The 24,807-nt window shown below is 47.1% G+C and carries 26 protein-coding genes; 15 read left to right on the top strand and 11 right to left on the bottom strand.

The window, feature by feature from the left end; all coding sequences use genetic code 11:
• Window positions 1-147: 147 nt before the first annotated feature.
• Window positions 148-1,455: a peptidylprolyl isomerase gene (locus H6995_14645; GenBank protein MCP5216237.1), complete on the bottom strand. Its 1,308-nt coding sequence runs from the start codon at window positions 1,453-1,455 to the stop codon at window positions 148-150.
• Window positions 1,436-3,949 carry an LPS-assembly protein LptD gene (locus H6995_14640; GenBank protein MCP5216236.1) on the bottom strand — a complete coding sequence of 838 codons (2,514 nt, stop codon included), beginning with the start codon at window positions 3,947-3,949 and terminating at the stop codon, window positions 1,436-1,438. The genes H6995_14645 and H6995_14640 overlap by 20 nt, the downstream gene beginning before the upstream one ends.
• 235 nt (window positions 3,950-4,184) lie before the next feature.
• Here H6995_14640 and H6995_14635 point away from each other — a divergent pair, with 235 nt between their 5' ends.
• Window positions 4,185-5,399 carry a sorbosone dehydrogenase family protein gene (locus H6995_14635; protein MCP5216235.1) on the top strand — a complete coding sequence of 405 codons (1,215 nt, stop codon included), beginning with the start codon at window positions 4,185-4,187 and terminating at the stop codon, window positions 5,397-5,399.
• On the opposite strand, the gene H6995_14630 is transcribed toward H6995_14635, so the two are convergent.
• The 5 genes from H6995_14630 to speA are packed head-to-tail and all read right to left on the bottom strand — an operon-like array spanning window position 5,400 to window position 11,457.
• Window positions 5,400-6,248, bottom strand: a complete 849-nt coding sequence (locus H6995_14630; protein MCP5216234.1) for a LysR family transcriptional regulator — start codon at window positions 6,246-6,248, stop codon at window positions 5,400-5,402. It abuts the gene before it with no gap.
• A 23-nt stretch (window positions 6,249-6,271) separates the two neighbouring features.
• On the bottom strand, window positions 6,272-7,162 hold the full coding sequence (gene speB / locus H6995_14625) for an agmatinase (GenBank protein MCP5216233.1): 891 nt from the start codon (window positions 7,160-7,162) through the stop codon (window positions 6,272-6,274).
• Window positions 7,163-7,178: 16 nt separating this feature from the next.
• Window positions 7,179-8,348 carry a carboxynorspermidine decarboxylase gene (nspC, locus tag H6995_14620; GenBank protein MCP5216232.1) on the bottom strand — a complete coding sequence of 390 codons (1,170 nt, stop codon included), beginning with the start codon at window positions 8,346-8,348 and terminating at the stop codon, window positions 7,179-7,181.
• Entirely contained in the window at window positions 8,345-9,541 is a 1,197-nt protein-coding gene (locus H6995_14615) for a saccharopine dehydrogenase family protein (GenBank protein ID MCP5216231.1), read from the bottom strand. Before H6995_14615 ends, nspC begins: the two co-directional genes overlap by 4 nt.
• An 8-nt stretch (window positions 9,542-9,549) precedes the next feature.
• Window positions 9,550-11,457, bottom strand: a complete 1,908-nt coding sequence (gene speA, locus H6995_14610; protein ID MCP5216230.1) for a biosynthetic arginine decarboxylase — start codon at window positions 11,455-11,457, stop codon at window positions 9,550-9,552.
• Window positions 11,458-11,763: 306 nt separating this feature from the next.
• On the opposite strand from speA, the gene H6995_14605 reads away from it, so the two are divergent.
• Window positions 11,764-12,114 carry a DUF413 domain-containing protein gene (locus H6995_14605; GenBank protein ID MCP5216229.1) on the top strand — a complete coding sequence of 117 codons (351 nt, stop codon included), beginning with the start codon at window positions 11,764-11,766 and terminating at the stop codon, window positions 12,112-12,114.
• Window positions 12,115-12,227: 113 nt separating this feature from the next.
• Here the strand turns inward: H6995_14605 and H6995_14600 are convergent, their stop codons facing one another.
• The 4 genes from H6995_14600 to H6995_14585 all read right to left on the bottom strand — a co-directional run bounded on the left by H6995_14600 (window position 12,228) and on the right by H6995_14585 (window position 18,106).
• Entirely contained in the window at window positions 12,228-13,418 is a 1,191-nt protein-coding gene (locus tag H6995_14600; protein ID MCP5216228.1) for an aspartate/tyrosine/aromatic aminotransferase, read from the bottom strand.
• A gap of 62 nt (window positions 13,419-13,480) precedes the next feature.
• The gene (gene ipdC / locus H6995_14595; GenBank protein MCP5216227.1) at window positions 13,481-15,106 is read right to left on the bottom strand and encodes an indolepyruvate/phenylpyruvate decarboxylase; all 1,626 of its coding nucleotides are present in this window, start codon (window positions 15,104-15,106) and stop codon (window positions 13,481-13,483) included.
• Between the two features lie 271 nt (window positions 15,107-15,377).
• Window positions 15,378-16,781 carry an MBL fold metallo-hydrolase gene (locus H6995_14590; protein MCP5216226.1) on the bottom strand — a complete coding sequence of 468 codons (1,404 nt, stop codon included), beginning with the start codon at window positions 16,779-16,781 and terminating at the stop codon, window positions 15,378-15,380.
• Between the two features lie 5 nt (window positions 16,782-16,786).
• Window positions 16,787-18,106 carry a dicarboxylate/amino acid:cation symporter gene (locus tag H6995_14585; GenBank protein ID MCP5216225.1) on the bottom strand — a complete coding sequence of 440 codons (1,320 nt, stop codon included), beginning with the start codon at window positions 18,104-18,106 and terminating at the stop codon, window positions 16,787-16,789.
• A 398-nt stretch (window positions 18,107-18,504) separates the two neighbouring features.
• On the opposite strand from H6995_14585, the gene H6995_14580 reads away from it, so the two are divergent.
• From H6995_14580 to H6995_14520, 13 genes are all read left to right on the top strand, one after another.
• Window positions 18,505-19,767, top strand: a complete 1,263-nt coding sequence (locus H6995_14580) for a site-specific integrase (protein ID MCP5216224.1) — start codon at window positions 18,505-18,507, stop codon at window positions 19,765-19,767.
• A gap of 89 nt (window positions 19,768-19,856) precedes the next feature.
• Window positions 19,857-20,108: a hypothetical protein gene (locus tag H6995_14575; GenBank protein ID MCP5216223.1), complete on the top strand. Its 252-nt coding sequence runs from the start codon at window positions 19,857-19,859 to the stop codon at window positions 20,106-20,108.
• Window positions 20,105-20,308: a hypothetical protein gene (locus H6995_14570; protein MCP5216222.1), complete on the top strand. Its 204-nt coding sequence runs from the start codon at window positions 20,105-20,107 to the stop codon at window positions 20,306-20,308. The genes H6995_14575 and H6995_14570 overlap by 4 nt, the downstream gene beginning before the upstream one ends.
• The gene (locus H6995_14565; GenBank protein ID MCP5216221.1) at window positions 20,305-20,487 is read left to right on the top strand and encodes a hypothetical protein; all 183 of its coding nucleotides are present in this window, start codon (window positions 20,305-20,307) and stop codon (window positions 20,485-20,487) included. Before H6995_14570 ends, H6995_14565 begins: the two co-directional genes overlap by 4 nt.
• A gap of 88 nt (window positions 20,488-20,575) precedes the next feature.
• Window positions 20,576-21,385, top strand: coding sequence for a hypothetical protein (locus H6995_14560; protein MCP5216220.1), 810 nt, complete (start codon window positions 20,576-20,578; stop codon window positions 21,383-21,385).
• 159 nt (window positions 21,386-21,544) lie between these two features.
• Window positions 21,545-21,739, top strand: a complete 195-nt coding sequence (locus tag H6995_14555) for an excisionase family DNA-binding protein (protein MCP5216219.1) — start codon at window positions 21,545-21,547, stop codon at window positions 21,737-21,739.
• Window positions 21,736-21,951 carry a hypothetical protein gene (locus tag H6995_14550; protein ID MCP5216218.1) on the top strand — a complete coding sequence of 72 codons (216 nt, stop codon included), beginning with the start codon at window positions 21,736-21,738 and terminating at the stop codon, window positions 21,949-21,951. The genes H6995_14555 and H6995_14550 overlap by 4 nt, the downstream gene beginning before the upstream one ends.
• Complete coding sequence (locus tag H6995_14545) at window positions 21,948-22,280, top strand: hypothetical protein (GenBank protein ID MCP5216217.1); 333 nt, start codon at window positions 21,948-21,950, stop codon at window positions 22,278-22,280. The genes H6995_14550 and H6995_14545 overlap by 4 nt, the downstream gene beginning before the upstream one ends.
• Window positions 22,281-22,305: 25 nt before the next feature.
• Window positions 22,306-22,824 carry a hypothetical protein gene (locus H6995_14540; GenBank protein MCP5216216.1) on the top strand — a complete coding sequence of 173 codons (519 nt, stop codon included), beginning with the start codon at window positions 22,306-22,308 and terminating at the stop codon, window positions 22,822-22,824.
• 135 nt (window positions 22,825-22,959) lie between these two features.
• Window positions 22,960-23,205 (top strand): hypothetical protein, encoded by a 246-nt coding sequence (locus tag H6995_14535; GenBank protein ID MCP5216215.1) that lies wholly within the window; start codon window positions 22,960-22,962, stop codon window positions 23,203-23,205.
• Window positions 23,206-23,237: 32 nt separating this feature from the next.
• Entirely contained in the window at window positions 23,238-23,453 is a 216-nt protein-coding gene (locus H6995_14530; protein MCP5216214.1) for a hypothetical protein, read from the top strand.
• A gap of 377 nt (window positions 23,454-23,830) precedes the next feature.
• Window positions 23,831-24,115 carry a hypothetical protein gene (locus H6995_14525; protein ID MCP5216213.1) on the top strand — a complete coding sequence of 95 codons (285 nt, stop codon included), beginning with the start codon at window positions 23,831-23,833 and terminating at the stop codon, window positions 24,113-24,115.
• Window positions 24,116-24,149: 34 nt separating this feature from the next.
• Window positions 24,150-24,806: an HK97 family phage prohead protease gene (locus H6995_14520; GenBank protein ID MCP5216212.1), complete on the top strand. Its 657-nt coding sequence runs from the start codon at window positions 24,150-24,152 to the stop codon at window positions 24,804-24,806.
• The last annotated feature ends 1 nt before the right edge of the window (window position 24,807 follow it).

Raw genomic sequence — 24,807 nt, 5'->3', positions numbered from 1 at the left:
TTAGAATGGGGACTTCTGCTTGGAACCTGTCGGTGTTGATGCATCTCTATGGGCAATCCGACTCCAGGTTCAGCAACCCCCGCTATGATCGAGTAGGAGAGACGGAGGTTGTTATTTCTCTCTAGTAAGGTCGTGTTTAAACGGAGATTAATAGAGTTTAATATCGACGAAGGCATCCTCGCGCTCTTCGCTTAGCCAGATCTGTAGTTCTTCCTCAAACTTGCGCTGATAGATAATTTCGCGGGCGCGAGCACGCTGCATATCTTTACCCATATCTTGCATACGTCGTCCAAGCACCTCGATAATATGCCAGCCGAACTGCGAGCGGATGGGTTTGGTTAACTGGTTGATTTCTGCTCGCTCCATTGCTTCGCGAAATTCAGGCACCAGGTCACGACTATTCATCCAGCCCAAATCACCTCCGGATGCTAGCGACCCGGTATCGGCACTATGGCTTTTTGCCAGTTCTTCAAAGCTTTCGCCTGCCTGTATCCGCTCATAGAGCTGCCCGGCAAAGGCTTTTGCCTGCTCATCATCGCGAATCTCAGAGGTTTTAATGAGAATATGACGGACGTGGGTTTGTGGCACCATCAGCGTGTCGCCACCCTGTTTATTCAGTAACTTGATCAGGTGAAAACCGTTGGGACTGCGTATGGGGTCAGATACTTCACCGATCATCAGTCTGGGTACATATTCTAAAAACACCGAAGGTAACTGTGATTCTTTACGCCACTCCATCGCACCACCGCTAGCAGCGCTAGGGTCATCGGAATTGGCCGCTGCCAACGTGGCGAAATCAGCACCAGTATTTAACTGACGTTGCAAGTCTTTGGCTTTTGCTTCCGCTTTTGCTACTTCGGCAGCACTCGCATCCTCAGGCACTTGAAGCAAAATGTGGCCCAACAGATAGGCTGCTTCTAGCTGTTTTTTACCCGCCTCTGAGGTGAGGTAATTTTGTATTTCCTGTTCTGTAATTTGAATGCGCGCGCCGACTCGGCCCTCGCGGACACGGGTGGAAATCATTTCATCCCGTATTTGCTCACGGGTTTCTTGATAAGAAACACCGTCGGCCTGAAGCTGTTGCTTGAATTGTTCGAGGCTGAGGTTGTTTTGTTGAGCAATCCGCTCCATCGTTTGATTCAAGGTATTGTCGTCGATACGTACCCCTGCGCGCTCACCAATCTGCATCTGGATACTTTCCATGATCAGCGACTCAACCACTTGGCGTAGCAGTTCATCCTCTGGAGGCATTGCCGCCTGCTGCCTGTTGATGGTGCGGATGATATCTTGTTTGCGCTTCAATACCTCGCTTTCCATAATAATATCGTCATTTACTACCACGGCGACTCGATCCAGGCGTTGAATTGCCGCTTGACTGATAGATATGGACGAAATTAATCCCGCAAATAGCAGAAGACTGACAAAGGAAGTAGTTTTATTGATTAAAAAAGTCATTGTTTCGTTGCTCTCGATAACCGGGAATACTATTGCTGAGAATGCCTTCCAGCGATTGGCCTAAACCGGCAAGCCCCTTCAGCTGAAATTGAATGTAAATACCGTCTTTTTCCTCGACCTCGTTCGCCAGAAAGAGATCGTCATCATTGATCCAGCGTCGTGCCGCAATACGAATACTCCAGCAACAGCTACTATATTCAATACCTGCCAGTGCCTCAATAATTCTGTCATGGATAAGGTCCTGGTTCCAGCGGGTGAAAATCTGCCAGCGATCGGATAGCGGCCAGATCAGCGAGACATCAGTTTGTTCCAATTTTTGACGATCATTACGGACACGATAGCCCAGATTAAAAATATGCTGGTTATTTGAGTGATAGCGCAATCCGATGCTGCTCTCGTTAGTGCGCTCAAGTTCGGGGTCCCACTCAATATCACCATAGAAACGCCAACCAGAGCGCAGTGCGTAGCTAAATTCCGCCGCATAGGCTGACTCTGAATTGGTAGCATCGATAGCGGGGATGCCTGTTAGGCTAACCAAACGATCTTCAAAATAATAGATTTGACCAATGCTGGCGCGAAAACGTTCAAACCCGGATGCTTCTATAAGACGGGTGGTCAGGCCAACCGCTAACTGATCGGCATCGCCGATACGGTCGCCGCCGGTAAATCGATCTTCACGAAAGAGCTGGTTATAGCTAAAAGTGAGCTCGCCCGTATCGAAATTCGGGATCAGGTGCTGATCCTTTTCTTCTGGTACCTTGAGATAAAACAGTCTGGGTTCAAATGTCTGGGTCATGCTCTCGCCAAACAGTGACATTGCGCGTTCAAAGAAGATGCCACTATCGAGGCTGTATAAGGGAGTCGCTATATCCGGTGAGTCATCGAAGCTGCTATCGAGATCATCCAACGAGTATTTACTGTATTTGTACTTCAGGGTTGGCTTGATATAGGCAAATGGCCACTCCAGATTCCAGCTAACGCTCGGTTCCGCACGCATGCGGCTGCCGACTGCGCTTTGCAGACCAGTCAGGTTATCATTATCGCGGTCAAAATAGCTGTATTCCGTTTTTAAGCCAATTTCCAAGCCGGTATTCTTGAGCGGATAGCTGGCCTCAAAAAGTATTTGCGGCAATCGATCATAAGGCTTGTTAGCATCGGTGATAGCGTCGTCCAGCGTTTGATAGCCGTGTAGCCGGGTGATCACGCGCCACCAATCACTGGTATAGGAGGCTTGCCCTATTCTAAGCAGGTGGGTTCGGCTGGAAATATTCAGGTCAGTTCCGAGGTCGCTAAAGTAGTCTTCATCACTGACAGTTGCATAGTCGATAAAGGTGTTAATGCGATTAAAGAGGCTACCACTATGTTCGACCGAGCCGAGCCATCGATCGTTGCCGTTAAACTCGTCATCACTGTCCAGGTAAGCTCCACCGATAATACCCTTGTTATTTTTATGCAGATAACGGAATTCCAGTTCGCTCATGGCACCACGATCAGAGATATAACGTGGTGTAAAAGTCGCATCATAGTTGGGGGCGAGGTTGAAATAATAGGGCGCAGCAAAATCGATACCGTCGTCGGACTTGCCGAGCTGGGGGAACAGGAAGCCGGACTTGCGTCGATCATCAATGGGGAAACGAATGTAGGGTGTATAAAAAACCGGTACGTTTTTTACCTTCAGTACGGCGTGTTTAGCGACGCCATCACCCTGTTCGCGATCAAGTTCAATATGCTTGCTTGCTAAGGTCCAGCTATTGGTTCCGGGTGGACAATTAGTCACCATGCCTTTGGTGATGCGGATAATGGCATTTTCATCCTTTTCCAGTTGCTGTGCTGTTCCGCGCATATGGCTTTCGTGAGCGACGAATTCCGCATCTTTAATGGTGACGGCTTTTGTTTCCAAATTAATGTGGGTTTCCTGGCCGATTAACAGTACCCCAGGCTCACGGTAGGTGGACTCACCTTCCAAATCAACCGTGCCGGCATTTCTATCGATCAGCGCTTTATTACTTTTCACCTGCCGATAGCCCTGTCGAACCACAACATCACCAGTCAGGGTGCTGTGGCCATCTTCGGTTGTTTCGGATTGAATAGAGGAGCCAAGAATTGGCTGTGTAGCAGGGTCCAGGTCGCGCAATTCCTCGGCTAGATAATCGGGCTCGACATAAGCGCCGGCACAATAGGCTGGGGTGCTGGCCTGATCCTCTTCGGAGAGTTGGTTTCTATCCACCCAGTCTAGTCGCGCATAGGGCCCTTTGGGTTTTGGCGCTTTACCTTTTTTGACGGTTGTCACTGAAGCCGCACGCGATGTTACAGGTACATAGAGCGTACCTTGAGCTGAGTTTGCCTCAATCGCATCACACTGCCAGCCGCTACCGCTGGCATTCGGTTGGCAGCGGTAACGGCCATTTTCTGATGCTGAACTTTCAGGGGTGGCTGCTAATACTGCGGAGCTGAACGCAAAGGAAACCAAGCTAATAACTATCTGTGATCGCATAGGTAGAATGTTTGACATTATGGAAGAAAAAGTCCGTTGCAGGCGCTTTTGCATGGGCGCATTTATTATTTTCCAGAGCATTGCAAACCATTGGATATTGATGCAATGCCCTTTCGTCAGAATTGGACGTGGTACCGTTACGCCCGAAAAGAGCAGATAATAATGCATTCGCCGGGATAGGGCTAGTTCGGAGACTCATCCGAGACTGGTATTTCTAAATGAAGGGTTATGTCGCATGCTAAAACGGACGCTAATTTTTTTCGGCCTCAGTTCAATGACCATTGTGCTGGTAGCGGTAGGCTATATCGCTATGACGCCGAACCTCGAAATAACCAGCCTGAAGATGATCGTTAGTGCGCTGGCCGGAAGCGGAATCAAGTCGCCGTCGCGAGAACTTGTGGAGAACCGGCTAGTGACACCAGAGGGGTTTCGTTTAAACCGCTATGCCACAGCAATTCCCGGTGCGCGAATGTTGCTAGTAACCGCAAAGGGTGATCTGCTGGTGAGTACGCCAAGGCAACATCAGGTGATACTGCTGGCGCGCGATAAGGATAAGGACGGGATTGCCGATGCAAAAAGGGTGTTGCTGGACAAGCTCAATCGGCCCCATGGTTTGGCCCTCTGGCGAGAGTGGCTTTATATTGCCGAAACGGATGCTATCGGGCGTGTGCTTTTTGATGTCGATTCAGGCCGCCTGGGTGGGCAATATGAACGCATCATAGAAGGTTTACCTAAGGTCGGAAATCATTGGTCAAAGAGCATTGGCTTTAGCCCCGATGGTTGGCTTTATCTCAGTATTGGTTCGAGCTGTAATGTTTGTGTGGAAACTGATGTGCGGCGGGCAACTATGATGCGTTTCCGTCCTGATGGCAGTGCCGGTGAAATAGTAGGTACGGGGTTGCGCAACAGCGTCGGTTTCGATTGGGCACCCTGGGATGGCGCTTTGTATGCCACCGACAACGGTCGTGACCTGATGGGTGATGACTATCCGCCTTGTGAGCTTAACCGTATCGAATATGGTCAGTTTTATGGTTGGCCTTATGTGAATGGTTTTGGTGATCTAGATCCTGACGAAGGTCAGGGTAAAGAAGCGATGCTCCTGAATGCGGTTTCGCCGGTCTTTGGTTTTCGGGCGCATAACGCTCCGTTAGGCATACGTTTTAATCGTAGCGATGCTTTGCCCCAAATGTACCGCAAAAGTGCTTTTGTCGCCCTGCACGGCTCTTGGAATCGCTCATCGCCCGATGGCTATAAGCTCGTATCTTTGCATTGGGATGATAAAGAAGGAATTACACAGCGTGACTTCTTGACGGGATTTGAGCAGGATGGCGATATTATTGGGCGACCAGTGGATGTGGCACAAGGCAGTCAGGGTGAGTTGTACCTGTCGGATGATTATTCTGGCACGATTTACCGCATCGTTTATATGGGCGAGACTGCGGTTCAATAATCATGGATCAATTTGGGTGAAAAGAATAATCATCTGTTCGAGCTGTTCTGCTTTTTCACTGTTGCGATGAAAGGCGGTGTACACATCTCGATTGATGGGTGGTGCGCTCGAAATAAGATACAGTTGCCCAGCATCAATATAGCGCCTGGCAAAGGGCGCTGGCAGAAAGGCGGAGCCGCCATTTTTCAACATAAAATCGAGGGCAATCCTGCCGGTACTCGTATACAGAATTGGAGCCGCAGCATGGCTACAGTACTGAGCATGTTGGATATTAAAAGAAGTGCCCCAGTCCACTTGGATGTAAGAGCGTGAGAACACCTCGTCAAATCCGATATTTTGGTAGCTTGAAACCAGCAGCAGCGGAAGGCTACGGATTTTATCCACTTTCAACTCATCGACCTTGGGTGGGTCAAACATAATCGCGAGATCCAACGTATAACTCATTAGCTGTCGGGTCAGGAATTCCTGTTCCTGGGCAACTGCCCGTAACGTAATCTCAGGAAATTTCTGTAGCAGTTGATTGAGGTAATCCTGCAATAAAGAATCCCAAAGATTAGGCGAACCGCCGATGGCCACCTGGAGTGACTGATCACTGACGAGAGAAGACTCCTGCACAGCGCGACTGAGCGAGATCATAATGGCTTCGGCATGGGGCTTTAAACGTTCACCAGCGGGTGTGAGGTTAATATTGTTGCGGTATCGATTGAACAGGCTAACGCCTAAAGTATTCTCTAGCTGGCGAATGCGGGAACTTACCGCAGCCTGCGTCAGATAGAGATTTTCCGCCGCGTGACCAAAATGGCGGGTTTTTTCAACCTCTAAAAAAGTTCTAAGTAGCTCTGTATCCATGGTTGTGGTCAGGCAGGTTTGGTTTAACGATTGTGACGATCAATAATCCCCATCATTTTGTAGACAAGCAGAGCCGCTGAGAATTCGTAAGTATGAAACCCTGCAATTGGAGCGAATTCCATTAGGTCAAAACCCACAATATGACGCTGTTTGACGACGGATTCGAATAAAGACAGAGTTTGGTACCAACCCAGGCCTCCCGGTACCGGAGTACCGGTAGAAGGAAATATGGCAGGGTCCATGCCGTCAATATCGAGGGTGAAGAATACGTTCTTTGGGAAGTCCTGCGGCAGTTCGATGCTCTGAATCTGGTTCGGCACTAAATCTTCCGCATCAATATAGTGAACACCAAAGGCTTTGCGGGTAGCGATTTCTTCTTCACAGAAGGCGCGAATGCCTAACTGAAAGAGGGGGATGTCGAGATCAACTATGCGCTTCATGACGGAGGCATGGCTATAGGGGTTACCCTCATAAGCGTCACGCAGGTCGGCATGGGCGTCAATCTGAACAACGCCCAAGTCCTTGATGCCCGCATCCAGCAGGCCCTTTATCAATCCATAAGTTACCGTGTGCTCACCGCCCAAGCCAACCGGCAGTGCTTGTTGCGATACGATATGGTGAGTTGCATCGGCGATGCGCTGAATGACTTCGGCTTCTGCTCCGGTGACATCAATGGGCGGGTGGGTGAAAATACCTCGATCCGCCGGACGGCTCTGGCCATCCCAGATTTCCAGTTGCCAGGACGCTCCCAGAATAGCGGCAGGACCGAGTGCCGTGCCGCCGCCGTAGGAAACAGAGGCTTCGTAGGGAACGGGCAGCACATGGAAGCGTGCTTTTTCAGGTGCTGGATGCTGAAGTTCAGAGCCAAGAAAAACTGGGTAGTTGGGTGCTGCTAGTTGATCAAAATCCTGCATTAAAAGCGCCTTACTCTTAAGAAAGCCGATGTTTAAAATCTTGATAGCCGAACTGTTTGATCAGTCGAAATGCGTCTGTCTCTGAGTTCCAAATAGCAATCGAAGGCAGGTTAATGCCATTGAAAGTAGTTGTTTTTACCATCGTATAGTGGGCCATGTCGTCAAAGGCGAGGCGTTGACCGATTTGCAGTGGCTGATCGAAACTATAGTCGCCCATAACGTCGCCGGCTAAACAGGTTTGCCCGCCCAGACGATAGGTGTGGGCCTTTTTGTTGGGCTGACCAGCATCGAATATTTCTGCGCGATAGGGCATTTCCATTGTGTCTGGCATATGACAGGTGGCGGAACTATCGAGAATGGCAATAGGCATATCGTTATGGATGATATCCAATACTTCCACGACCAAGATGCCGGTATGAATGGCGATAGCTTCACCTGGCTCGAGATAGACCTGCACCTGATATTTTTTTTGAAACTCAATCAAGCGGGCTATTAACGCGTCAACCTGATAGTCATCGCGTGTAATATGGTGGCCACCACCAAAATTGACCCATTCCATCTGTGGTAACAGGTCGCCAAATTGCTGCTCTACCGCATCAAGTGTGCGTTCGAGAGGAGGAAAGTCCTGTTCGCAGAGGGTATGAAAATGCAAACCGCTGATGCCTTCCAGGTTTTGTCCCGTAAATTGGTCGCGCGGAATGCCCAGGCGTGAACAAGGCGCACAGGGATCATAGATGGGTGTGGTGCCTTCCGAATGTTGGGGGTTAATCCTTAAGCCAAATTGTAGCTCTGGTCTTTTGGTTCTGGCTGCTTGCAGTAAAGGTTGAAAACGCTGCCATTGACCAAAGGAATTAAACACCAGATGGTGGGAAATTTTAACTAGCTCTGCTAAATCGGCTTCTGTGTAAGCAGCGCTGAAGGTGTGAATCTCGCCGCTAAATTCCTCGTGACCAAGTAGCGCTTCATGCAATCCGCTGGCGCAAACTCCTTTTAAGTAACGGCTGATTAAAGGCGCCAGACTAAACATCGAAAACGCCTTCAGTGCCATTAAGATTTTTGCGCCGGACTCGCGTTGCACACGATCCAGTATTTTCAGGTTATGCTCTACCGCTACTTCATCGACGACAAAGCAGGGCGACGGCGCGCGTGCTAAATCAAAGTGTTTAAACGTTTTGCTGTTGATCACAGCAGGTCAAACCCTGGTTCTTCGATAACCTTCCAGGGTAGCCCATATCGATTCATGTCGGCCATAAACGGATCCGGATCCATTTGTTCCATATTCCAAACACCAGGAACCATCCAATGATTTTCCAGCATCATCTTGGCGCCGATCATGGCGGGCACACCAGTTGTATATGAAATCGCCTGTGATAGAACTTCTTTGTAGCAATCCTGATGGTCGCAAATGTTGTAAAGGAAGCAGATTTTTTCCTTACCGTCCTTGATGCCGCGCACTAAACAACCAATGCAGGTTTTGCCTTTGGTTCTTGGTCCAAGTGTCGAGGGGTCAGGCAGTAATGCTTTCAGGAACTGGATAGGCACTATTTGCTGGCCTTGATATTCGACAGGTTCAATGCCAGTCATGCCGACATTGCCCAACACTTTCAGGTGGTTGAGGTAGTTCTCGGAAAAGCTCATCCAGAACTGAGCGCGCTTTAGGCTTGGGAAGTTTTTGGTGAGCGATTCCAGTTCTTCGTGATACATACGGTAAATATGGTAAGTGCCGACTTCATCGGGACAGGTAAAGGGCTGTTTTAATGACATCGCGGGAGTGGTGACAAACTCACCGTTTTCCCAATGCCGACACTCAGCAGTGACTTCACGAATATTAATCTCCGGATTAAAGTTGGTGGCGAAGGGGTAGCCATGATCACCGCCGTTAACGTCGATAATGTCGAGATAATGGATTTCATCAAAATAATGTTTTGCCAGATAAGCGGTAAACATATTGGTGGCACCTGGATCGAACCCAGAGCCAAGTAATGCCATTAGACCGGCCTGTTTGAACTTGTCTTGATAAGCCCATTGCCATTTGTATTCAAATTTGGCGGTGTCGAGCGGTTCGTAATTGGCGGTATCCAGATAATTCACGCCGGTTTCCAGGCAGGCATCCATGATGGTGAGATCCTGGTATGGGAGGGCGACATTGATGACCAGTTGCGGTTGCTCGCGCTGAATCAGTGCGACCAGTTCGGGTACATTGTCCGCATCCACCTGGGCCGTTTTTATGGGGTAATCAATTTGAGCAGCAATTTTTTTACACTTTTCTTCGGTGCGGCTGGCCAGCACAATTTCAGAAAATACTTCCGGTACTTGGGCACACTTGTGAGTGACTACCTGTCCGACGCCACCAGCGCCAATAATCAATACTTTAGCCATAATAAACCTCAACTCTCTTTTTCGTAGTAGGTATAGCCTTGCAAGCTCGCGTTAAAGGCGTTGATTGTTTGTTGTCGTTCACGGGCTGTAATGCGGCCCTCCCGGACTGCACGTTCTGCGGTGTTGCGATAACGTAGTTGCATTTCCTTGGGTTCGTATTCCACATAGCTCAACACATCAGCGATGGTGTCACCATGTATTTCTTTCACGAAATCAAAACTACCGTCACTATTTAGGCGCACGCTAACCACATTGGTGTCGCCGAACAAGTTATGTAAGTCCCCCAGAGTTTCCTGATAGGCACCGACCAGGAATACGCCAAGATAATATTCTTCACCCTCGATCAGCGGGTGTAGTGGCAGTGTTTGGGCAATCTCTTGGCTGACAAAAAACTTATCGATTTTGCCGTCGCAATCGCAGGTGATATCGGCGATAACTGCCTGTCGACTAGGTTCTTCATTCAGTCGATGGATGGGCATGATAGGAAACATTTGATCAATGGCCCAAATATCCGGCAATGATTGGAACAGGCTAAAATTACCGTAATAAATATCGCTTAGGGATGATTTGAGATCGTTTAAATCGATCGAGCTATGCTCAATATTGTCGAGAAGATCTGTGATACGGTGCAGTATGTCGAGAAATAAATTCTCGGTAACCGACTGCTGACGTAGACTCATTTGTCCTCGTTTGAAGAGTTCGCGCACCTCGTGCCGATAGTAATGGGCATCGTTGTAGCACTCCTGCACACGTTCCGGGTTAAGGTAATCGTAAATTTCACGCATACGCCTGATCAATGGGTGCTCATCCTCCATAATATCCGGCACCTTGGCTGGTTCAAATGAGGTTGTGTCTAAAATATTAAAAAGCAACACGGATGAGTAAGCTACTGTTGAGCGCCCGGATTCGGTGACAATAGTGGGGTGGGCGATGCCGTACTCGTTGAGAGTATCTTTCAGGGTATCGACAATATCCTCACAGTACTCGTCAAGGCTGTAATTGCGGCTCTGTTCATCGTTATTTTGAGCACCGCTATAATCAACTGCCAAGCCGCCGCCGAGATCAATATAGTTCAATGCAGCACCTTCGCGAATCAAGTCAGCGTAATAGCGACAGGCTTCAACAACGCCTTTTCGAATTTCTTGAATATTGGGTATCTGCGAACCTAAATGACAGTGCAACAACTGCAAACAATGCAGCATATTTTCTTTTTTTAGCAGGTCGACTAGGTCGACGATTTGGGTTGTGGTAAGGCCAAAGACGCTACGGTCACCGCTGGTTGAATTCCAATGTCCGCTGACCTTGGTGTTCATTTTGATGCGTAGCCCGATCATTGGCTCGATGCCTAGTACTTTGCTACGTTCGATAATAATCGGGAGCTCAGCTGGTGTTTCGATGACGAAGAAACAGAGAAAACCAAGGCGAATTGCCTGTAATCCAAGGTCGACAAATTCTTCATCTTTGTAGCCATTACAAATGATTAAGCTACCGGGTTCTTCAACGGTAGAAAGAGCAGCAATCATTTCCGGTTTGCTGCCCACCTCAAAACCATGCTGATAACGGCTGCCGAAATGGGCAATTTCTTCCACAACCTGGGCTTGTTGATTCACTTTAATGGGATAAACACCGCGGTAGCCAGCCTGGTAATTCTGTTCCTTAATGGCCTTTCTAAAGGCTTCGTTCAGCCGCTGAATTTGCGCGTCCAGAATATTTTCTATACGCAACAAAACCGGCATTTGCATGTCACGTTCAAACATACCCTCAACAATGTCCATTAATGGCACTGCGGTGCTAAGGGTTTTTGCTGTGACTTTGCCATCGGGCGATAGACCGAAATAGTCATTGCTCCAGCGATTAATTCCGTATAACTCAGCGGAAAGTTCGTATCCCCAGGGGGTGTTGAGTTGCTGATTCAAATCGTATCTCCAGAGGCGGTAATAGGTATTGGGTTGGCGCTGAATGTTAAGAGGGGCTGGCTATCCGGGCAGCGTCAAAGGGCTAGCAATTTTGCCTCAGTTTTTGCATTAAAGCTACAGCATTTTTAGCGACTTTAGTGCAATTAGTGAAGCACCTAGATTGTCGCAAATATAAGGAAATTTCAACTGATTCAGTTAAATAAATTTATCTTTACGATAAATAACTTTCGTTTTACCGCCCCGCAGACCTTTACCATAATTACCTAAAAATAAATTCGTATTTATATTAATGACAGGTGTTTGTTTATGGAACTAATGACGATTGAATCCTCTGGTGTTTTTTATGATAACGATAGGTTCCCTATTGGTTTTCGACGTTGCGGCGAGTTCACTATTGCCGAGGCTGAATTGCTCCACAACTACGGTAATTCTTTGATTGCGTTGGAGTCAGGAGAGAGAAGTCCGATGACGAAGGACGAGAAACATTTTGTTGCTGTCTGCAAAGGTGAGAAGGAAGTGACGACGGAGCTGGAGCGCGTCTGGAAGAAATATCGTACAATAGCGGCGCGTAGTCGATTGGTGAGTGCATTTGGTGCGTCAAAGATTGATCGCAGTCCGGATTTGTCCGAGTACGCTGAAGATATGGACGATATTTAATACTATCGTCAATACATAATCTTGGCCTGATACCCCTTTATCGGGCCAAGATTGCAAAAAAATAGAATAAGACTTGAAAAGTTTAAAACTTAAAAAGCTACCTAGAATTTCACCTAAAGTATGGCAACGATCGAATCCGTTAGGTATTCAATATTCGTATGATTCATACCTGCAATACTAATACGACTAGAGTCGACCATATAGACGCTGTATTGATCGCGTAATTGGTGTACCTGCGTTGGCGTAATTCCTAGAAAAGAGAACATGCCCAATTGATTTTGGATGAAGGAAAAGTCCTGGCTTGCGTTTTTAAATTTTAATTTTTCCACTAACAATACCCGCATCGCATTGATTCTATCGCGCATTTCGGCGAGTTCAGCCAGCCATTGTTGGCGTAAATCCACATTGTTTAGAACCAAACTGACCGCCGCCGCGCCATGTGAGGGGGGCATTGAGTACATGCCACGCGCAATGCTGGCGGCTTGAGTCGTGCTTATCTTGGCCGCTTGTGCGCTATCCGCAACAATGGATAGTGCCCCAACGCGTTCACGGTAAATACCGAAGTTCTTTGAGCAGGAGCTGGCGACGATAATTTCAGGTAGCCGTTCAGCCATCAAACGCAGCCCGTACGCGTCCTCCTCTAAACCGTCCCCGAAGCCTTGGTAGGCAATGTCAATATAAGGAATAAATCCCTGGATTTCCGCCATTTCCGCTAACGACTGCCATTGCGCTTGGCTCAAGTCTGCACCACAGGGGTTATGACAGCAGCCATGGAGTAATACTAAATCACCGCGCTTGGCCTGTTTTAGAGTTTCAGTCATCTGATCAAATTTAAGTTGATGGCTGGCGGAATCGTAATAAGGATATTGCGCTAACTTAAGACCCGCATTACCCAATAAAGGGATATGATTTGCCCAAGTTGGATCACTCACCCAGGCGGTTGTTTCCGGGTTGCAGCGCCGCGCAAAGTCAGCGCCGAGACGCAGTGCGCCGCAACCACCGGGAGACTGGATGGTGGCGATACGGTTATCGAGATAGGCCGAATGAGTTGCACCAAAAAGTAGTTGTTGGATGGCCTGAGTAAAGTCCGGGCTACCGGCCGGCGCTAAATAGGCTTTAGAATTTTCTGTGTCCAGGATAATTTTTTCAGCCTGTTTGACGGACTCCAGTACGGGCGTATTTCCCTGCTCATTTTTATAGACGCCTACGCCCAAATCAATTTTATTGGGATTAGGGTCATCGCGATAAGCTGCCATCAAACCAAGGATCGGGTCGGGTGGCAAAAGCTCTAGTTTCTCAAACATCAGTATCTCCGAAAAAATATCAGCGGCATATCTTTAGAAATGCGGATTTAACCGTATTTAGCCTATGATTGCGAGCGTTTTCCAGCGTTTACGCTGGTGGTAAATTGAGTGAGTGTTTTCGAGAGTGCTGTGCGCTCCATGGCGATGTCTATCAGCTGAAATTGGCCACGCTGGCTAAAGGCTTCACTGAGTGCTGATTTAAGCTGTTCACGGGTAGCAACGCGGTAACCTTTACCGCCAAGCGAATTGGCAATTTCCGCGTAGTTCAGATCAATTAGATCGTTAAATTTTGACTCACCCTGAAATGCGCTGAGCATGCCCCAACTGGCGTTATTAAAAAGCAAGACAATTGGATCCCAACCATAACGGACACAGTTTAGCAGCTCCCAGCCAGTCATTTGAAATGCGCCATCACCAACCAGAACTAAGGGTCTTAGACCTGTTGCGACTTGTGTGCCTATGCCCGCCGGAATGCCGTAGCCCATGGTGGCGTAGTATCCTGGTGCGATGAGACCACCATATTTCATATCGAGGGCTGTGAATAGACAATCGCCCATGTCGGATGCGATCGGCATATCGCCGTGATCCCGAAACAGATCATTAACTGCCGCTGCGATATCGGTCGGGGTTATTTTTTGTGCGTCAGCAGGCAGATCGCCAGGGTAATTGCGTTCCAGACCGAATGCTTTTCTGCCGCTCGCGCTATGCCCTTTTAGTTCAGTAACTAAGGCGCGAAGTGGGATATCCTTGTAAGTGTGGTAGCTCATGGAGACGCTGCTGTCGCAGGCCAAAATAGATTTTCTCGTGTTAATTTTACTCACCGATACACCAAAATTGGTATCGGACAGAATAACGCCCAGCATAATAAGAGCATCCGAACTTTCTACCATCGTCGTTACTTGTTGGTCGCCTGCCGCTCCCAGGTAAGTGCCGCAAAGTGGGGCATTGGTATTGGTGAGCAAACCTGTTCCCATGAAAGTGGTAGCGACGGGAATACCAAGGTTGATGGCCAGTTCTGCAACGTCCTGCTCCAAGCCGAAGCGACGAATTTCAACACCGGCAAGTAACATGGGTGATTTTGCGTTTTCCAGCGCTTTGAGAATTTCATCAACGCAGGCTTTTAACGCATCTTGATCGACATTCAGTTCGGGGTGGATAATTGGGACTTCGTTACAGGGAGCATTCACGCTATCACGGGGAATTTCGATATACACGGGGCGTGACTGAGCAACACAATTGCCCAGCACTCGGGCGATCTGTTCCGGTGCGCGCACCGGATCATCCAGGACAGCTTGGTCGCAGGTAATTTCCTTAAACATGGCTAACTGTGAATCAAGTGTTTTTGCCTGGTGATGCAGTAATAGCCCCGCATTTCTCTCGCCAGCGCCAGGCCCTCCGGAAATGACGATCACAGGCGACTTTTCGGCATAGGCGGCGGCGATCGGGTTTATCATGTTCAGCGCTCCTGCGCCATAGGTCACTGCCGCAATAGAAGGCTGACAATGTAGCCTTGATGCAGCGTCCGCTGCAAACCCCACACCAGGTTCATGGCTTAGGGTATAAAGAGGGAGAATATTGGTTTCTTCAATGACTTTAAAAAAAGGTAGCGCAAAATCGCCAGGAATGCCGAAAATTTCCTGTGCCCCGTAGTTTTTGCACGCCATTAAAAGTGCTTCTGCAAGTGTCATCGATATGATCCTTAGTAGTGTTTTTCTGTTCTGATATTGTAGTTTGGCAATAGAGGAATATTGTTGCTAATTTGTGGGTTAATCGGGAAATTATGAAATATATTTCTATTATTTTCAGAAATACGAAAAATCAACCATAGTTTGCTGAGGAAATGGGGAGCTATTCTGAAGGGCCGTGCCTACAGCTTAAAAATAAATACCAAAAAAAGTGCAATGGGCGCTAAATACCTTAAATCTGAGAGTGATTTCCCGACCATTCGAAAAGTGATCGCTAAAAAGCAATACTTTGCCCGCGTGCTGGGATCTCGGTAGTGATATTTTTTTCGCTCCAGAGTTTTTGTGAGAGGGCGTCTTGTGCTTCAGGTTCGCCATGGATCAACATAATGCGCGGGTTGCTTTTAAAATGAGTAAGCCAGTCGATTAGTTCGCTTTGACCGGCGTGGGCGGAAAATCCGCCCAGAGTCGCGATTTGTGCTTTCACCACATACTCTTCGCCAAATAGACGAATATATTTAGTGCCGTCTACTAATAGCCGCCCCAAGGTTCCCCGTGCTTGAAAGCCAACGAACATTAGGGTGTTACGTTTATTCCAGATACGTTGCTTAAAGTGGTGGCGGATGCGGCCACCGGTACACATACCACTCCCGGCAATAATGATGGCGCCTTTTTTTATGTTGTTAATAGCCATGGAATCTTGTGGAGTTATGGATAAGTGCAACCGAGGAATGAAGTTGCTAAGTAAGGATTGGTCGCCGGAGCTTAACTTTTTGATACCTTGACAATCGAGCGTATGGAGCCAGCGATCATATATTTTAGTCACTGCAATCGCCATCGGACTATCGAGAATCACCTGCCAATTGTCGAGTTCGCCTTCACGGTGAAAGCGTCCTAGGTGGAATAGAAGCTCCTGAGTGCGACCGACCGCAAACGCCGGGATAATGATGTTGCCGCCACGATCCCAGGTAGTGCGCAGCAAATCGCGAAATTCGTCGATGGTATCCTCCATTGGACGGTGGTTGCGATTACCATAAGTGCTTTCCATTAAAAGAACATTGGCCTGTTCGAGCCTATCCGGATCGTTCATGAGTACGGCGTTTTGCTTGCCAAGATCGCCAGAAAACACCAACGTTTTACGTTGTTGTTTTTCTTCGAGCGTGATTTCAACGATAGAGGAACCAAGAATATGCCCCGCATCATGAAAACAAAGAGTGGTTTGTTCAGTTATGTTTATGGGTGTTTTGTAAGGGTGGGGGTGGCACAATTTCAAGGTTCTAAGGACATCATTTTTGACGTAATCAGGTTTTAGCGCTTTTAGTCCTTTGCGTGCTTGCTGGAGATTCTTTCGCTCGAGGTCGCGTTGATAAAGTCCGGCGGCATCGTTGAGCATAATATCGAGCAACTCAGCAGTCGCTTCAGTGCAATGAATGGCGCCTCGAAAACCAGCATGCACTAGCTTCGGTAATAGCCCGGAATGATCAAGATGGGCATGAGAGAGAATAACGGCGTCAATTTGGGTAGGGTCGAAATCAAAATGCTCGCTGGTAATTCTGTCAACGGCGCTACCCCCTTGATGCATGCCACAGTCAAGCAGCACGCGGCCAAGTGCCACAGATTCCAGTAAATAGCAGGAGCCGGTTACCTCCTGTGCGGCACCTAAAAACTTTAATGTTGCCATCTTAATTATTCTCCTGTGCTGATTAAGTCGGTATCAACCGGAATCAGGCGTTCAGCTACTAAGCAAGCTACGACATCACCCAGCACGTTAACCGAGGTTCGACACATGTCCAAAATACGATCGACACCCAAGAGCAGGGCGATACCTGCGGCAGGAATTCCCACACCTTCCAAGATTAGGCTCAGAATCACAATGCCTGCTCCGGGCGTTGCTGGAGAGCCAATGGAGGCGGAGACAGCCATAGTGATGATAAAAGCATAACTGGTTAAACCCAGTTCGACCTGGAATACCTGTGCTAAAAAAACGGTAGCAATACTTTGATAGAGCGCAGTACCTGTCATATTAATAGTGGCGCCCAGAGGCACCAAAAAACGGGCGATGCCTGGCCTGATATTAAGTTTGTTTTCAGTTACCTCTAGAGTCAGCGGCATGACTGCGGCGGAGCTGCTGGTCGAAAAGGCTAATAATAACAACTCTCTAACTTTAGCGAAGAATAACCGGAGCGGAAGTTGCCCGGATAGTTTTATGACGAGGGCGTACATAAAAACCAGTAACAATAGGCCGAGTATCACCGTCATTACGTACATCAACATGCCGGTTAAAACTTCCATGCCTAAACTTGAAACCAGTTTGGTGATTAATCCGAATACAGCAAGTGGTGCTATGCGCATAGCCCAGGATACGACTCGGATGCTGACTTCCTGTAGCGCACCAAGCAAATCAAACAGCGGTTGAGCCTGTTTTTTGGGGATCGATATGAGTGCAAAACCGAGCACTGCAGCGAACAGGATGACTTGCAGCATTTCCCCGGAAACCATCGAAGCTAACGGGTTTTTTGGCAGTAGCGATAGCATTTTCTCCGGTAGTTGATCGAGCGCTGGGAAAGCAGCGGTGCTGACAGGCGGGGCTCCAAATTCTGCACTATTGGTCAAAACGGCTAGTTGTAAATGGCTACCAGGTTGGATGAGCTGCCCGAGCCCAATACCGATGATAGCGGCCATCACTGTGGTGAAGATAATAAATATGAGTGCTATCAAGCCAATTTTTTTTAGAGCTTGAGGGTTGTTGTTTGCAGCAAGCCCTCGAACGATTGAGGCCACAACCAGAGGAACTACGATCATTTGGATTAATACCAGAAAAATCTGGCCTGGCAAGGCCAGCCAGGCCGTAATGACTTTGACTGTTTCTGGTTCGATTACCCCGAGGTCAGGCCCTAATATAAGCCCGAATAATATGCCTAAACCGAGCGCAATCAGTACCTTTAACCATAAGCGACCAGCAACTAGGCTTTCTAGGCGATCACTTAAGCGTTTTACTGGCTGCAATTGAAAATCCTAAATATTAGCTGTGTTTATAGTGCTGAGTATTTATCAGACTATGGCATTCGTTGGGCGATAACAAGTAGTTTTGGGTATAGGAAATGTATAACAAGGAGGGCGAGTTATCTAGTACCGAGGCTGAGGGTATCGTGTTCGTTAGAAATAAGCAGATAGAAAAACGGCCCAGAAGAATGATTATTATATCATCATTCTTCTGGGCCGTTTTTTTGATTGGTAGCGGGGGCCAGATTTGAACTGACGACCTTCGGGTTATGAGCCCGATTTTATGGATTTTTATATCAACAACTTAATACGTAACGTATTGATATATAATCCTTTATTATTTGTTGATGTTTATCGGTAATACACTATAATGTCCTTACAGAACAGCTTAAGGACAAATCATGGCTAACGACTTCAATCAGAACACAGTCATAAAAGCCAAACCAAAAGATACACCTTATGAGCTCAGGGACGGGAGAGAGCGCGGCTTAATTCTTCGCATTCAGCCCTCAGGCAAGAAAGCCTGGATAGTAGAACTGCGTAATCACAATGGCAGAAAGCGCCGCAAAACCATCAAGATTAATGGCATATCTGATGCCAACATTATTACTTATACCCAAGCTCAAAAAGAAGCCCAAGCCATCAAGCTTAACCCTGAAAAACACTTCCAGGTTTACGCTGTCAATACCAACGTAAACAGCAAAAAGTTAGGTGATTTCCTGGACGGGCCTTATAAGGCATATGCTAAAGAAAACATCCGCTCGCACACTGAATTAATTCCACGGCTTAAGAGGAACTTCCAGCATTTATTTGCGCGTGACTTAGATAAAATATCAGAGTTTGATATGGAGAGTTGGCAGCGTTCGCGTAATGTTAGCTTTAAGACTAAACAGATTGAATTTAGTTATCTAAAAGCCGCACTAAACCGCGCCGTCGATACCTTTAAATTGATTGGATCCCACCAGCTCGAAAGATACAACTTGAGAGAGCCTAAGAACGCCGTCACGACAACACATAAAGATCCTAGATATTTGCTTGAGGAAGAAGAAATACGCTTGAGAGCAGCGCTAGAAGTAAGGGATAGAACTTTATGCAATAGTCGAGAGTCAGCCAACAACTGGCGGCAGAAAAGAGGTTATCCGCTCAAATCTGTGATGGAAGGTTATGCGGATTATATGACCCCTCTTATTTTGCTTGCTCTAAACACAGGGCTACGCCGGGGTGATTTATTTGAGCTGGAGTGGCGACACGTTGACTTTGAGTTAAAACATATTCGTAAAGTGATTAGCAAGATACGTCATACCAAGTTTGGCAAGATGGCTAAAACCATTCCTTTATCTGATGAAGCATTTTTAGTGCTGGAAAAATGGCAGAAACAAACCAAAGGCGAAGGCCTAATATTCCCTAATTCAAAAACCGGCGCGCCACTAAAGGATATAAAAAAAGCATGGAGCGGCATTCTAAAAGGTGCCGAAATACAGGATTTTCGATTCCATGATCTACGCCATTCCTTCGCCTCAAAATTGGTAATGGCTGGCATTGATCTAAACACTGTTAGAGAGCTGATGTGCCATTCCGATATTAAAATGACTTTGGTTTATGCTCACTTGTCGCCGGGGCATAAAGAAAATGCAATTGATCGAGTATTCAATCAAAAGAATTGAACCGCCGAAAGGCATTCAATAAGCGCGGCCAAAGGTGCCTATACACCCAAGGCCGCTAACCACAAAACTTACTATTAGGAGTAAGAATCATGGCTACTCAAGAGAATACCACACAGGAACAGGTGGACAAGGAAATTGAAATAACGCCAAAGCTGGCAATGGACGCACTACTAAAGATATGTAACGCGAAAGATGGTTTATACCCTTATACGTGCTGTAAGTTAGAGCCTGGTGTTAGCGCCGGTTTAACAACGGCCCTAGAGGTTATGTCAGCAAACTTTGAAATTGTGTATGACTTTATTTCTCAGGCTGAAGACCAACAAAAGGAGGCGCAAACATGAGTAGTAAATCGCAAGAACTCATCAAGGGTGAATATGGAGAAATCGTGTTGATCCAAGACGGCTTGCGCGGCATAGCGCGAACCATGGAGCATAGTAGCGGCGATGACATTAACGATCTGGGTTATAGCATTGAGGTAATAGCTAACCGGCTACAGGATCAGGTTAATAATCTTTATGGAAAATTGGGGGGTGAGTCATGAGCACAAATACAGCCGAGAGAAAGCCGGAGGAGATGGATCTTTTATTGACCCGTTTATTTATGAGTTTACCTGAAGAGAGAAGGAAAGCACTTTACCCTTGGTTGATAGCCAAGTCTTCTAATGCCCATTTAGTAGTAATGGAGCGTGGTAAGCCGAGGTTAAAGCAGAAATCCGGTTAACCTAAATCGCCACCCCTAGCCTGGCCAGGCGAAAAGGCGTTTACTCAGCGCCCTGGGGTGGTTTTTTAATGAGTCGTAGGAGTGCGAGATGTCAGAAAATTTACCAAGCATAAGCGGTTGCGGTTACTTCAACCAGGTTTATGCGAAGATGGTTCGTTACAGAAGAGGCTGTTTTGATAATCGTTTTTTCAATTTGATCAAAGAAACAGATTCTTTTATCCCGCCAGAATCAGGCCCACAAAATGATACGGAATGGAAAGAGTACGCTAAAAACACAACTCAAAAATATCGCGAGAAACTAACCGGTCATAATTTTGAATTTCTAACTTGGTGTGACGCTAATCAATATTGTAAGGCCGTATTAGATGAATTAACAAACAAAAAATCTATCGGTATGTGGATGGCCCCAGGTGAAAAAATTGACCCTTTGACAATTGAACAAGAATATTATTATCGGACTGCCAATGTGATCGCTGATGTAATTCATACTTTTCTACTCAGCAAAAACGCAGCATCGCAAAAACTACCCACGAGTATCATGAGCCAAAGTGAAAGACTTATGGATTCGATACTACAGCACGCCACTGAGCATAATCTTAGAAAGCCAGTAAGATTTATGGCCACATTACAGAAATTTGCTGATGGACAATATCCGTTCCATATCTTCGCGCAAGATCCGGCGTCAGTTCCAGACTCAATCACTGGATTTAAACACTATATCTTAAAAGATGTTGTTGTTGGATTGCGTTACTGGTTTTCATTTGAAGGCACAAAAAAAGATAGAGTTAGCCCGTCAGTGGTGTGCAGCATCATGGAAATACTTGGCTATTCATTTGATGAACGCTCCATGAATAGAATCCTGAAGCAATATGATGGCGCTGACTGGTCAACCATATGACATTTCAGTATTTAAAAAACTTTCAATTGTCATGACAAATTAATTATTAGATTAATTTCTCTTGCCATTATTTAGTTCAGCACAAACCCATATCTTTAAACCTCAGTAAACATAAAACACCCTTTGGTGTTTATTTTGATCCTTTACGGAGGTTTTACCATGCAAGCAGAACGCGCCGCGTTTTCAATTAATGAAATTGCGTATCAAGTTGGTGTTGGCCGAAATAAAATTTATGACGCCATCGCCGACAACGAACTACAAACTATCAAAGTTGGCCGTCGCCGACTAATCACCCCCGCCCAACGTGATCGCTGGATAAAGAGACTGGAGGAAAAATCTGGGGGTGCGGCATGAGCCTACGCGCTTCAATCAACAATAAATGCCGTGAGTGTATCTACGACAAACACCAGCCCGGTACTTGGCGGCAGCAAGTCCAGGGTTGTACTTCTCCCGGTTGCCCGTTGTACCAAACTAGGCCAAAAACAACCCGGAAAAGAGTAAATCGAGTGACACCCCTTATCAACCTACAGGGTGGCGCAAATAGCGCCATTATGGTGACAAAATGAGCGCAAATGAAAAGGCCCCATCTCCCGCCAAGGTTCAGAGGCCAAATCAAATAGAACAAGCTAACGATACCAAAACCCCTTCAAAAAAGAAACGTGTATTAACAGCACTCATTGACGGCCAATCCTTCAACCGATTCGAAGCCGAACGCCAGTTGAGCGACCACGTTTTAAATTCAACGGTTGCGGATTTGCAGCGTCTTGGAATCACCATCGCCCGACAGCTTGAAACTGTACCAGGCTATCGAGGGTTGCCAACCAAGGTAGCGCGCTATTGGATTAGCCCGGAACACAGAGAGCGCGCCCAGCTTGTTTTGGGGAGGTTGCGCTAATGGGTATCTTAACCGGAGCGAAGTAATGACCACGCCCAAAAAGGCGAAAGGTCGAGCCAATGTTAAGGCTTTCGTACAGCTCTATCAGGATCTTTTGTGGCACCCCAATTACCTCAAACTGACCCATAGAGCCGTACGGTTGCTAAATGATCTTTTCGCTCACTACAACGGCGGCAATAACGGAGATTTGTCAGCGTGCCGAACACTGATGAAAGTTCGTGGCTGGACTTCTGGCTCAAGCCTAGATTATGCGCTTCAAGAACTTTTGTATTATGAGTTTGTAAAGGTATCGCGTCACGGAGGAAGAAACCGCCCCACGTTGTTAGCCTTAACCTGTTTTCCAATTGATGAATGCAAGGGTAAGCATGATTTAAGGCCTACGGTGGCGGCAACAAATGAATACAAGGTGACCAAAAAACAATGGCAAAACCCAAGACGAAAACAAAAACGCTACCCCACTGGTGGGTCAACTTACCCCACTGGTGGGTCAATGAATGTGGTTAATTTGAGCACTAACCCACGGGTGGGTCAATGGAGGCCTTAAATTCAACGTTTTTGGCTTCTGATTAACCCACTGGTGGGGACCTTTATATATATACCAGGTATTTAGCATTTTAAGAATGTAATTAATCTCTTCAAAGAGCGAGTGGCTCGAAACCTAGAGAACGAGGTGTGAACAATGACTGACTATTTAATATTAGAAGTTGAGACTGGCCTAGTCGATGGCATTTACAAAACCAGGCATGGGCTAGATGGCATTTTGAAACGCTGGCACGAACGCAGACCGCAATACGCGCATCTAATTGTTCGTGTTGAATGCTTCGAGATACCCAAAACAAAAAAATACTGGTCGATCCCGGATCATGTTTTTTTGCCGAACAAAACCGACAACGAGTTTATTTCGGCATGTTCGGCAGTCGATTAGAAACCCGCCCGCGCGCACGTATAGGAGTTTTAATGTTGCCCGCCGAAAGTGCCGAAACTTCATTTATTAGGATCAATGGCCGCACCCTGGATCTGTTTTTACCAGATACCTATCAAACCACCCTATTTAAACGTCACAACGTCACAAGTCAAGCGCGGCGCGGCTTTCAGGGGTTGTTGCAAACGTCACACGTTGCTATTGTGACGAATAGAAATCGGGCTGTAACCCGCGTGGTTGCTGGGTTGTGACGTTGTGACGGATAGAACCAGGGTATGGGTAGAGGCGAATGTTTTAACCAAGTGTGGCGCAACATTGCACCGGACTGTTTTAACCAGGTGTGGCGCAACGTTGCAACGTACCTGTTTGAGCTTAACAAGGTAACAGTAAACCATTGATATATATTGACAAAACACCATTTATACTGTATATTTATACAGTATTATTTGATATGAGGAAAAGCCGATGCCAGACCACGAGGCAGCCGAAACGTAAAAACGTTATTGCGCGATAGCGCCCAAAAGTCACTGCTTCAAGTGGCAAAAGATGCGCTCGCTGGCGACCCCGCAGCACAACGCGAAATGGTTAGGCTGACTGGCCGTGAAGCACTGGAGGCGATTGCCCGACGATGAGCGAAACCATATACACTCAAGAAGATGCCCAGGCGTTCGCGCTTCAAACAGTGTCCCACAATATCAGCGTTTTGTTTGAAATGTTAGCAGTGGGTGCTTCACTAACCGATTCTGCACAATTTGCCCAGGTTGAAAATGATCTGAAAACTGGCAAGTGCTGGATAAAAGCCGAGATCGGCCTGGATACTGAGGGGCTTTTAGACTTCAAATTCTTAGCTATCCGTGAAGGCAAAAAACCACAAACCGTTTTTCAAATTACCCCGAAACGCCAGACGAACTAATTTCAAACAACCAGGCCATACGCGAGGTATCGCCATGACAAACCACACTTCCCCACAACTGCTTGAGATCAAGCGCGCCAACTTAACCGAGACCGGACAATTTTCTGGACTCGCATCCGACTGGGAAACCGAGCCAGACAGCCAAGGCGACATTATCCACAAAGGCGCATTTCAGCAAGCTCTGGAGTACCACCGAAAACAAAACACGCGCCCCGCTTTTCTTTGGAGCCACAAAGCTGAGCTGCCCTTAGGCCATTGGATTAGCGTTCGTGAAACTGAGCGAGGCTTGGAGGTAACAGGCCAACTAAATCTAGATGTTGCTAAGGCGCGAGAAGTTTATTCTTTGATGAAAACCGGCAGCATCGGACTCAGCATTGGATTCATGCTAAGCAAGGACGGAGCTGCAGAAAGAAATGGAGTACGGGAAATTCTGGACATTGCGCGATTACCTGAAATTAGCGCAGTTGCTTTACCTGCAAACAGCAGAGCAAGAATTCACGAGATCAAACAATCGCCTAGAGCGTTTGAGAAGGCCCTGATTGAGAGGATCGGGTTATCACGAAGGGAGGCTAAACGCGCTGTTGCTGGCGGCTATTCCCGACTCGTTTGCGATGAGCGAGCAATTAACCTGGAGGACGTGATCGACCGAATCGACCGGCTCCAGAAAACCATCGACTCACGAGGAATTTAAC

The organism is Pseudomonadales bacterium, from assembly GCA_024234615.1.
Taxonomy (GTDB): domain Bacteria; phylum Pseudomonadota; class Gammaproteobacteria; order Pseudomonadales; family IMCC2047; genus JAJFKB01.
This window is presented reverse-complemented; position numbering and strand designations above follow the sequence as displayed.

What these genes read in the sequence shown, in the direction of transcription:
- H6995_14645 (MCP5216237.1), bottom strand. Translation starts at nt 1,455, where the DNA reads ATGACTTTTTTAATCAATAAAACTACTTCCTTTGTCAGTCTTCTGCTA.
- H6995_14640 (MCP5216236.1), bottom strand. Translation starts at nt 3,949, where the DNA reads ATGCGATCACAGATAGTTATTAGCTTGGTTTCCTTTGCGTTCAGCTCC.
- H6995_14635 (MCP5216235.1), top strand. Translation starts at nt 4,185, where the DNA reads ATGCTAAAACGGACGCTAATTTTTTTCGGCCTCAGTTCAATGACCATT.
- H6995_14630 (MCP5216234.1), bottom strand. Translation starts at nt 6,248, where the DNA reads ATGGATACAGAGCTACTTAGAACTTTTTTAGAGGTTGAAAAAACCCGC.
- speB (MCP5216233.1), bottom strand. Translation starts at nt 7,162, where the DNA reads ATGCAGGATTTTGATCAACTAGCAGCACCCAACTACCCAGTTTTTCTT.
- H6995_14615 (MCP5216231.1), bottom strand. Translation starts at nt 9,541, where the DNA reads ATGGCTAAAGTATTGATTATTGGCGCTGGTGGCGTCGGACAGGTAGTC.
- H6995_14605 (MCP5216229.1), top strand. Translation starts at nt 11,764, where the DNA reads ATGGAACTAATGACGATTGAATCCTCTGGTGTTTTTTATGATAACGAT.
- H6995_14600 (MCP5216228.1), bottom strand. Translation starts at nt 13,418, where the DNA reads ATGTTTGAGAAACTAGAGCTTTTGCCACCCGACCCGATCCTTGGTTTG.
- ipdC (MCP5216227.1), bottom strand. Translation starts at nt 15,106, where the DNA reads ATGACACTTGCAGAAGCACTTTTAATGGCGTGCAAAAACTACGGGGCA.
- H6995_14590 (MCP5216226.1), bottom strand. Translation starts at nt 16,781, where the DNA reads ATGGCAACATTAAAGTTTTTAGGTGCCGCACAGGAGGTAACCGGCTCC.
- H6995_14580 (MCP5216224.1), top strand. Translation starts at nt 18,505, where the DNA reads ATGGCTAACGACTTCAATCAGAACACAGTCATAAAAGCCAAACCAAAA.
- H6995_14575 (MCP5216223.1), top strand. Translation starts at nt 19,857, where the DNA reads ATGGCTACTCAAGAGAATACCACACAGGAACAGGTGGACAAGGAAATT.
- H6995_14570 (MCP5216222.1), top strand. Translation starts at nt 20,105, where the DNA reads ATGAGTAGTAAATCGCAAGAACTCATCAAGGGTGAATATGGAGAAATC.
- H6995_14565 (MCP5216221.1), top strand. Translation starts at nt 20,305, where the DNA reads ATGAGCACAAATACAGCCGAGAGAAAGCCGGAGGAGATGGATCTTTTA.
- H6995_14560 (MCP5216220.1), top strand. Translation starts at nt 20,576, where the DNA reads ATGTCAGAAAATTTACCAAGCATAAGCGGTTGCGGTTACTTCAACCAG.
- H6995_14555 (MCP5216219.1), top strand. Translation starts at nt 21,545, where the DNA reads ATGCAAGCAGAACGCGCCGCGTTTTCAATTAATGAAATTGCGTATCAA.
- H6995_14550 (MCP5216218.1), top strand. Translation starts at nt 21,736, where the DNA reads ATGAGCCTACGCGCTTCAATCAACAATAAATGCCGTGAGTGTATCTAC.
- H6995_14545 (MCP5216217.1), top strand. Translation starts at nt 21,948, where the DNA reads ATGAGCGCAAATGAAAAGGCCCCATCTCCCGCCAAGGTTCAGAGGCCA.
- H6995_14540 (MCP5216216.1), top strand. Translation starts at nt 22,306, where the DNA reads ATGACCACGCCCAAAAAGGCGAAAGGTCGAGCCAATGTTAAGGCTTTC.
- H6995_14535 (MCP5216215.1), top strand. Translation starts at nt 22,960, where the DNA reads ATGACTGACTATTTAATATTAGAAGTTGAGACTGGCCTAGTCGATGGC.
- H6995_14530 (MCP5216214.1), top strand. Translation starts at nt 23,238, where the DNA reads ATGTTGCCCGCCGAAAGTGCCGAAACTTCATTTATTAGGATCAATGGC.
- H6995_14525 (MCP5216213.1), top strand. Translation starts at nt 23,831, where the DNA reads ATGAGCGAAACCATATACACTCAAGAAGATGCCCAGGCGTTCGCGCTT.
- H6995_14520 (MCP5216212.1), top strand. Translation starts at nt 24,150, where the DNA reads ATGACAAACCACACTTCCCCACAACTGCTTGAGATCAAGCGCGCCAAC.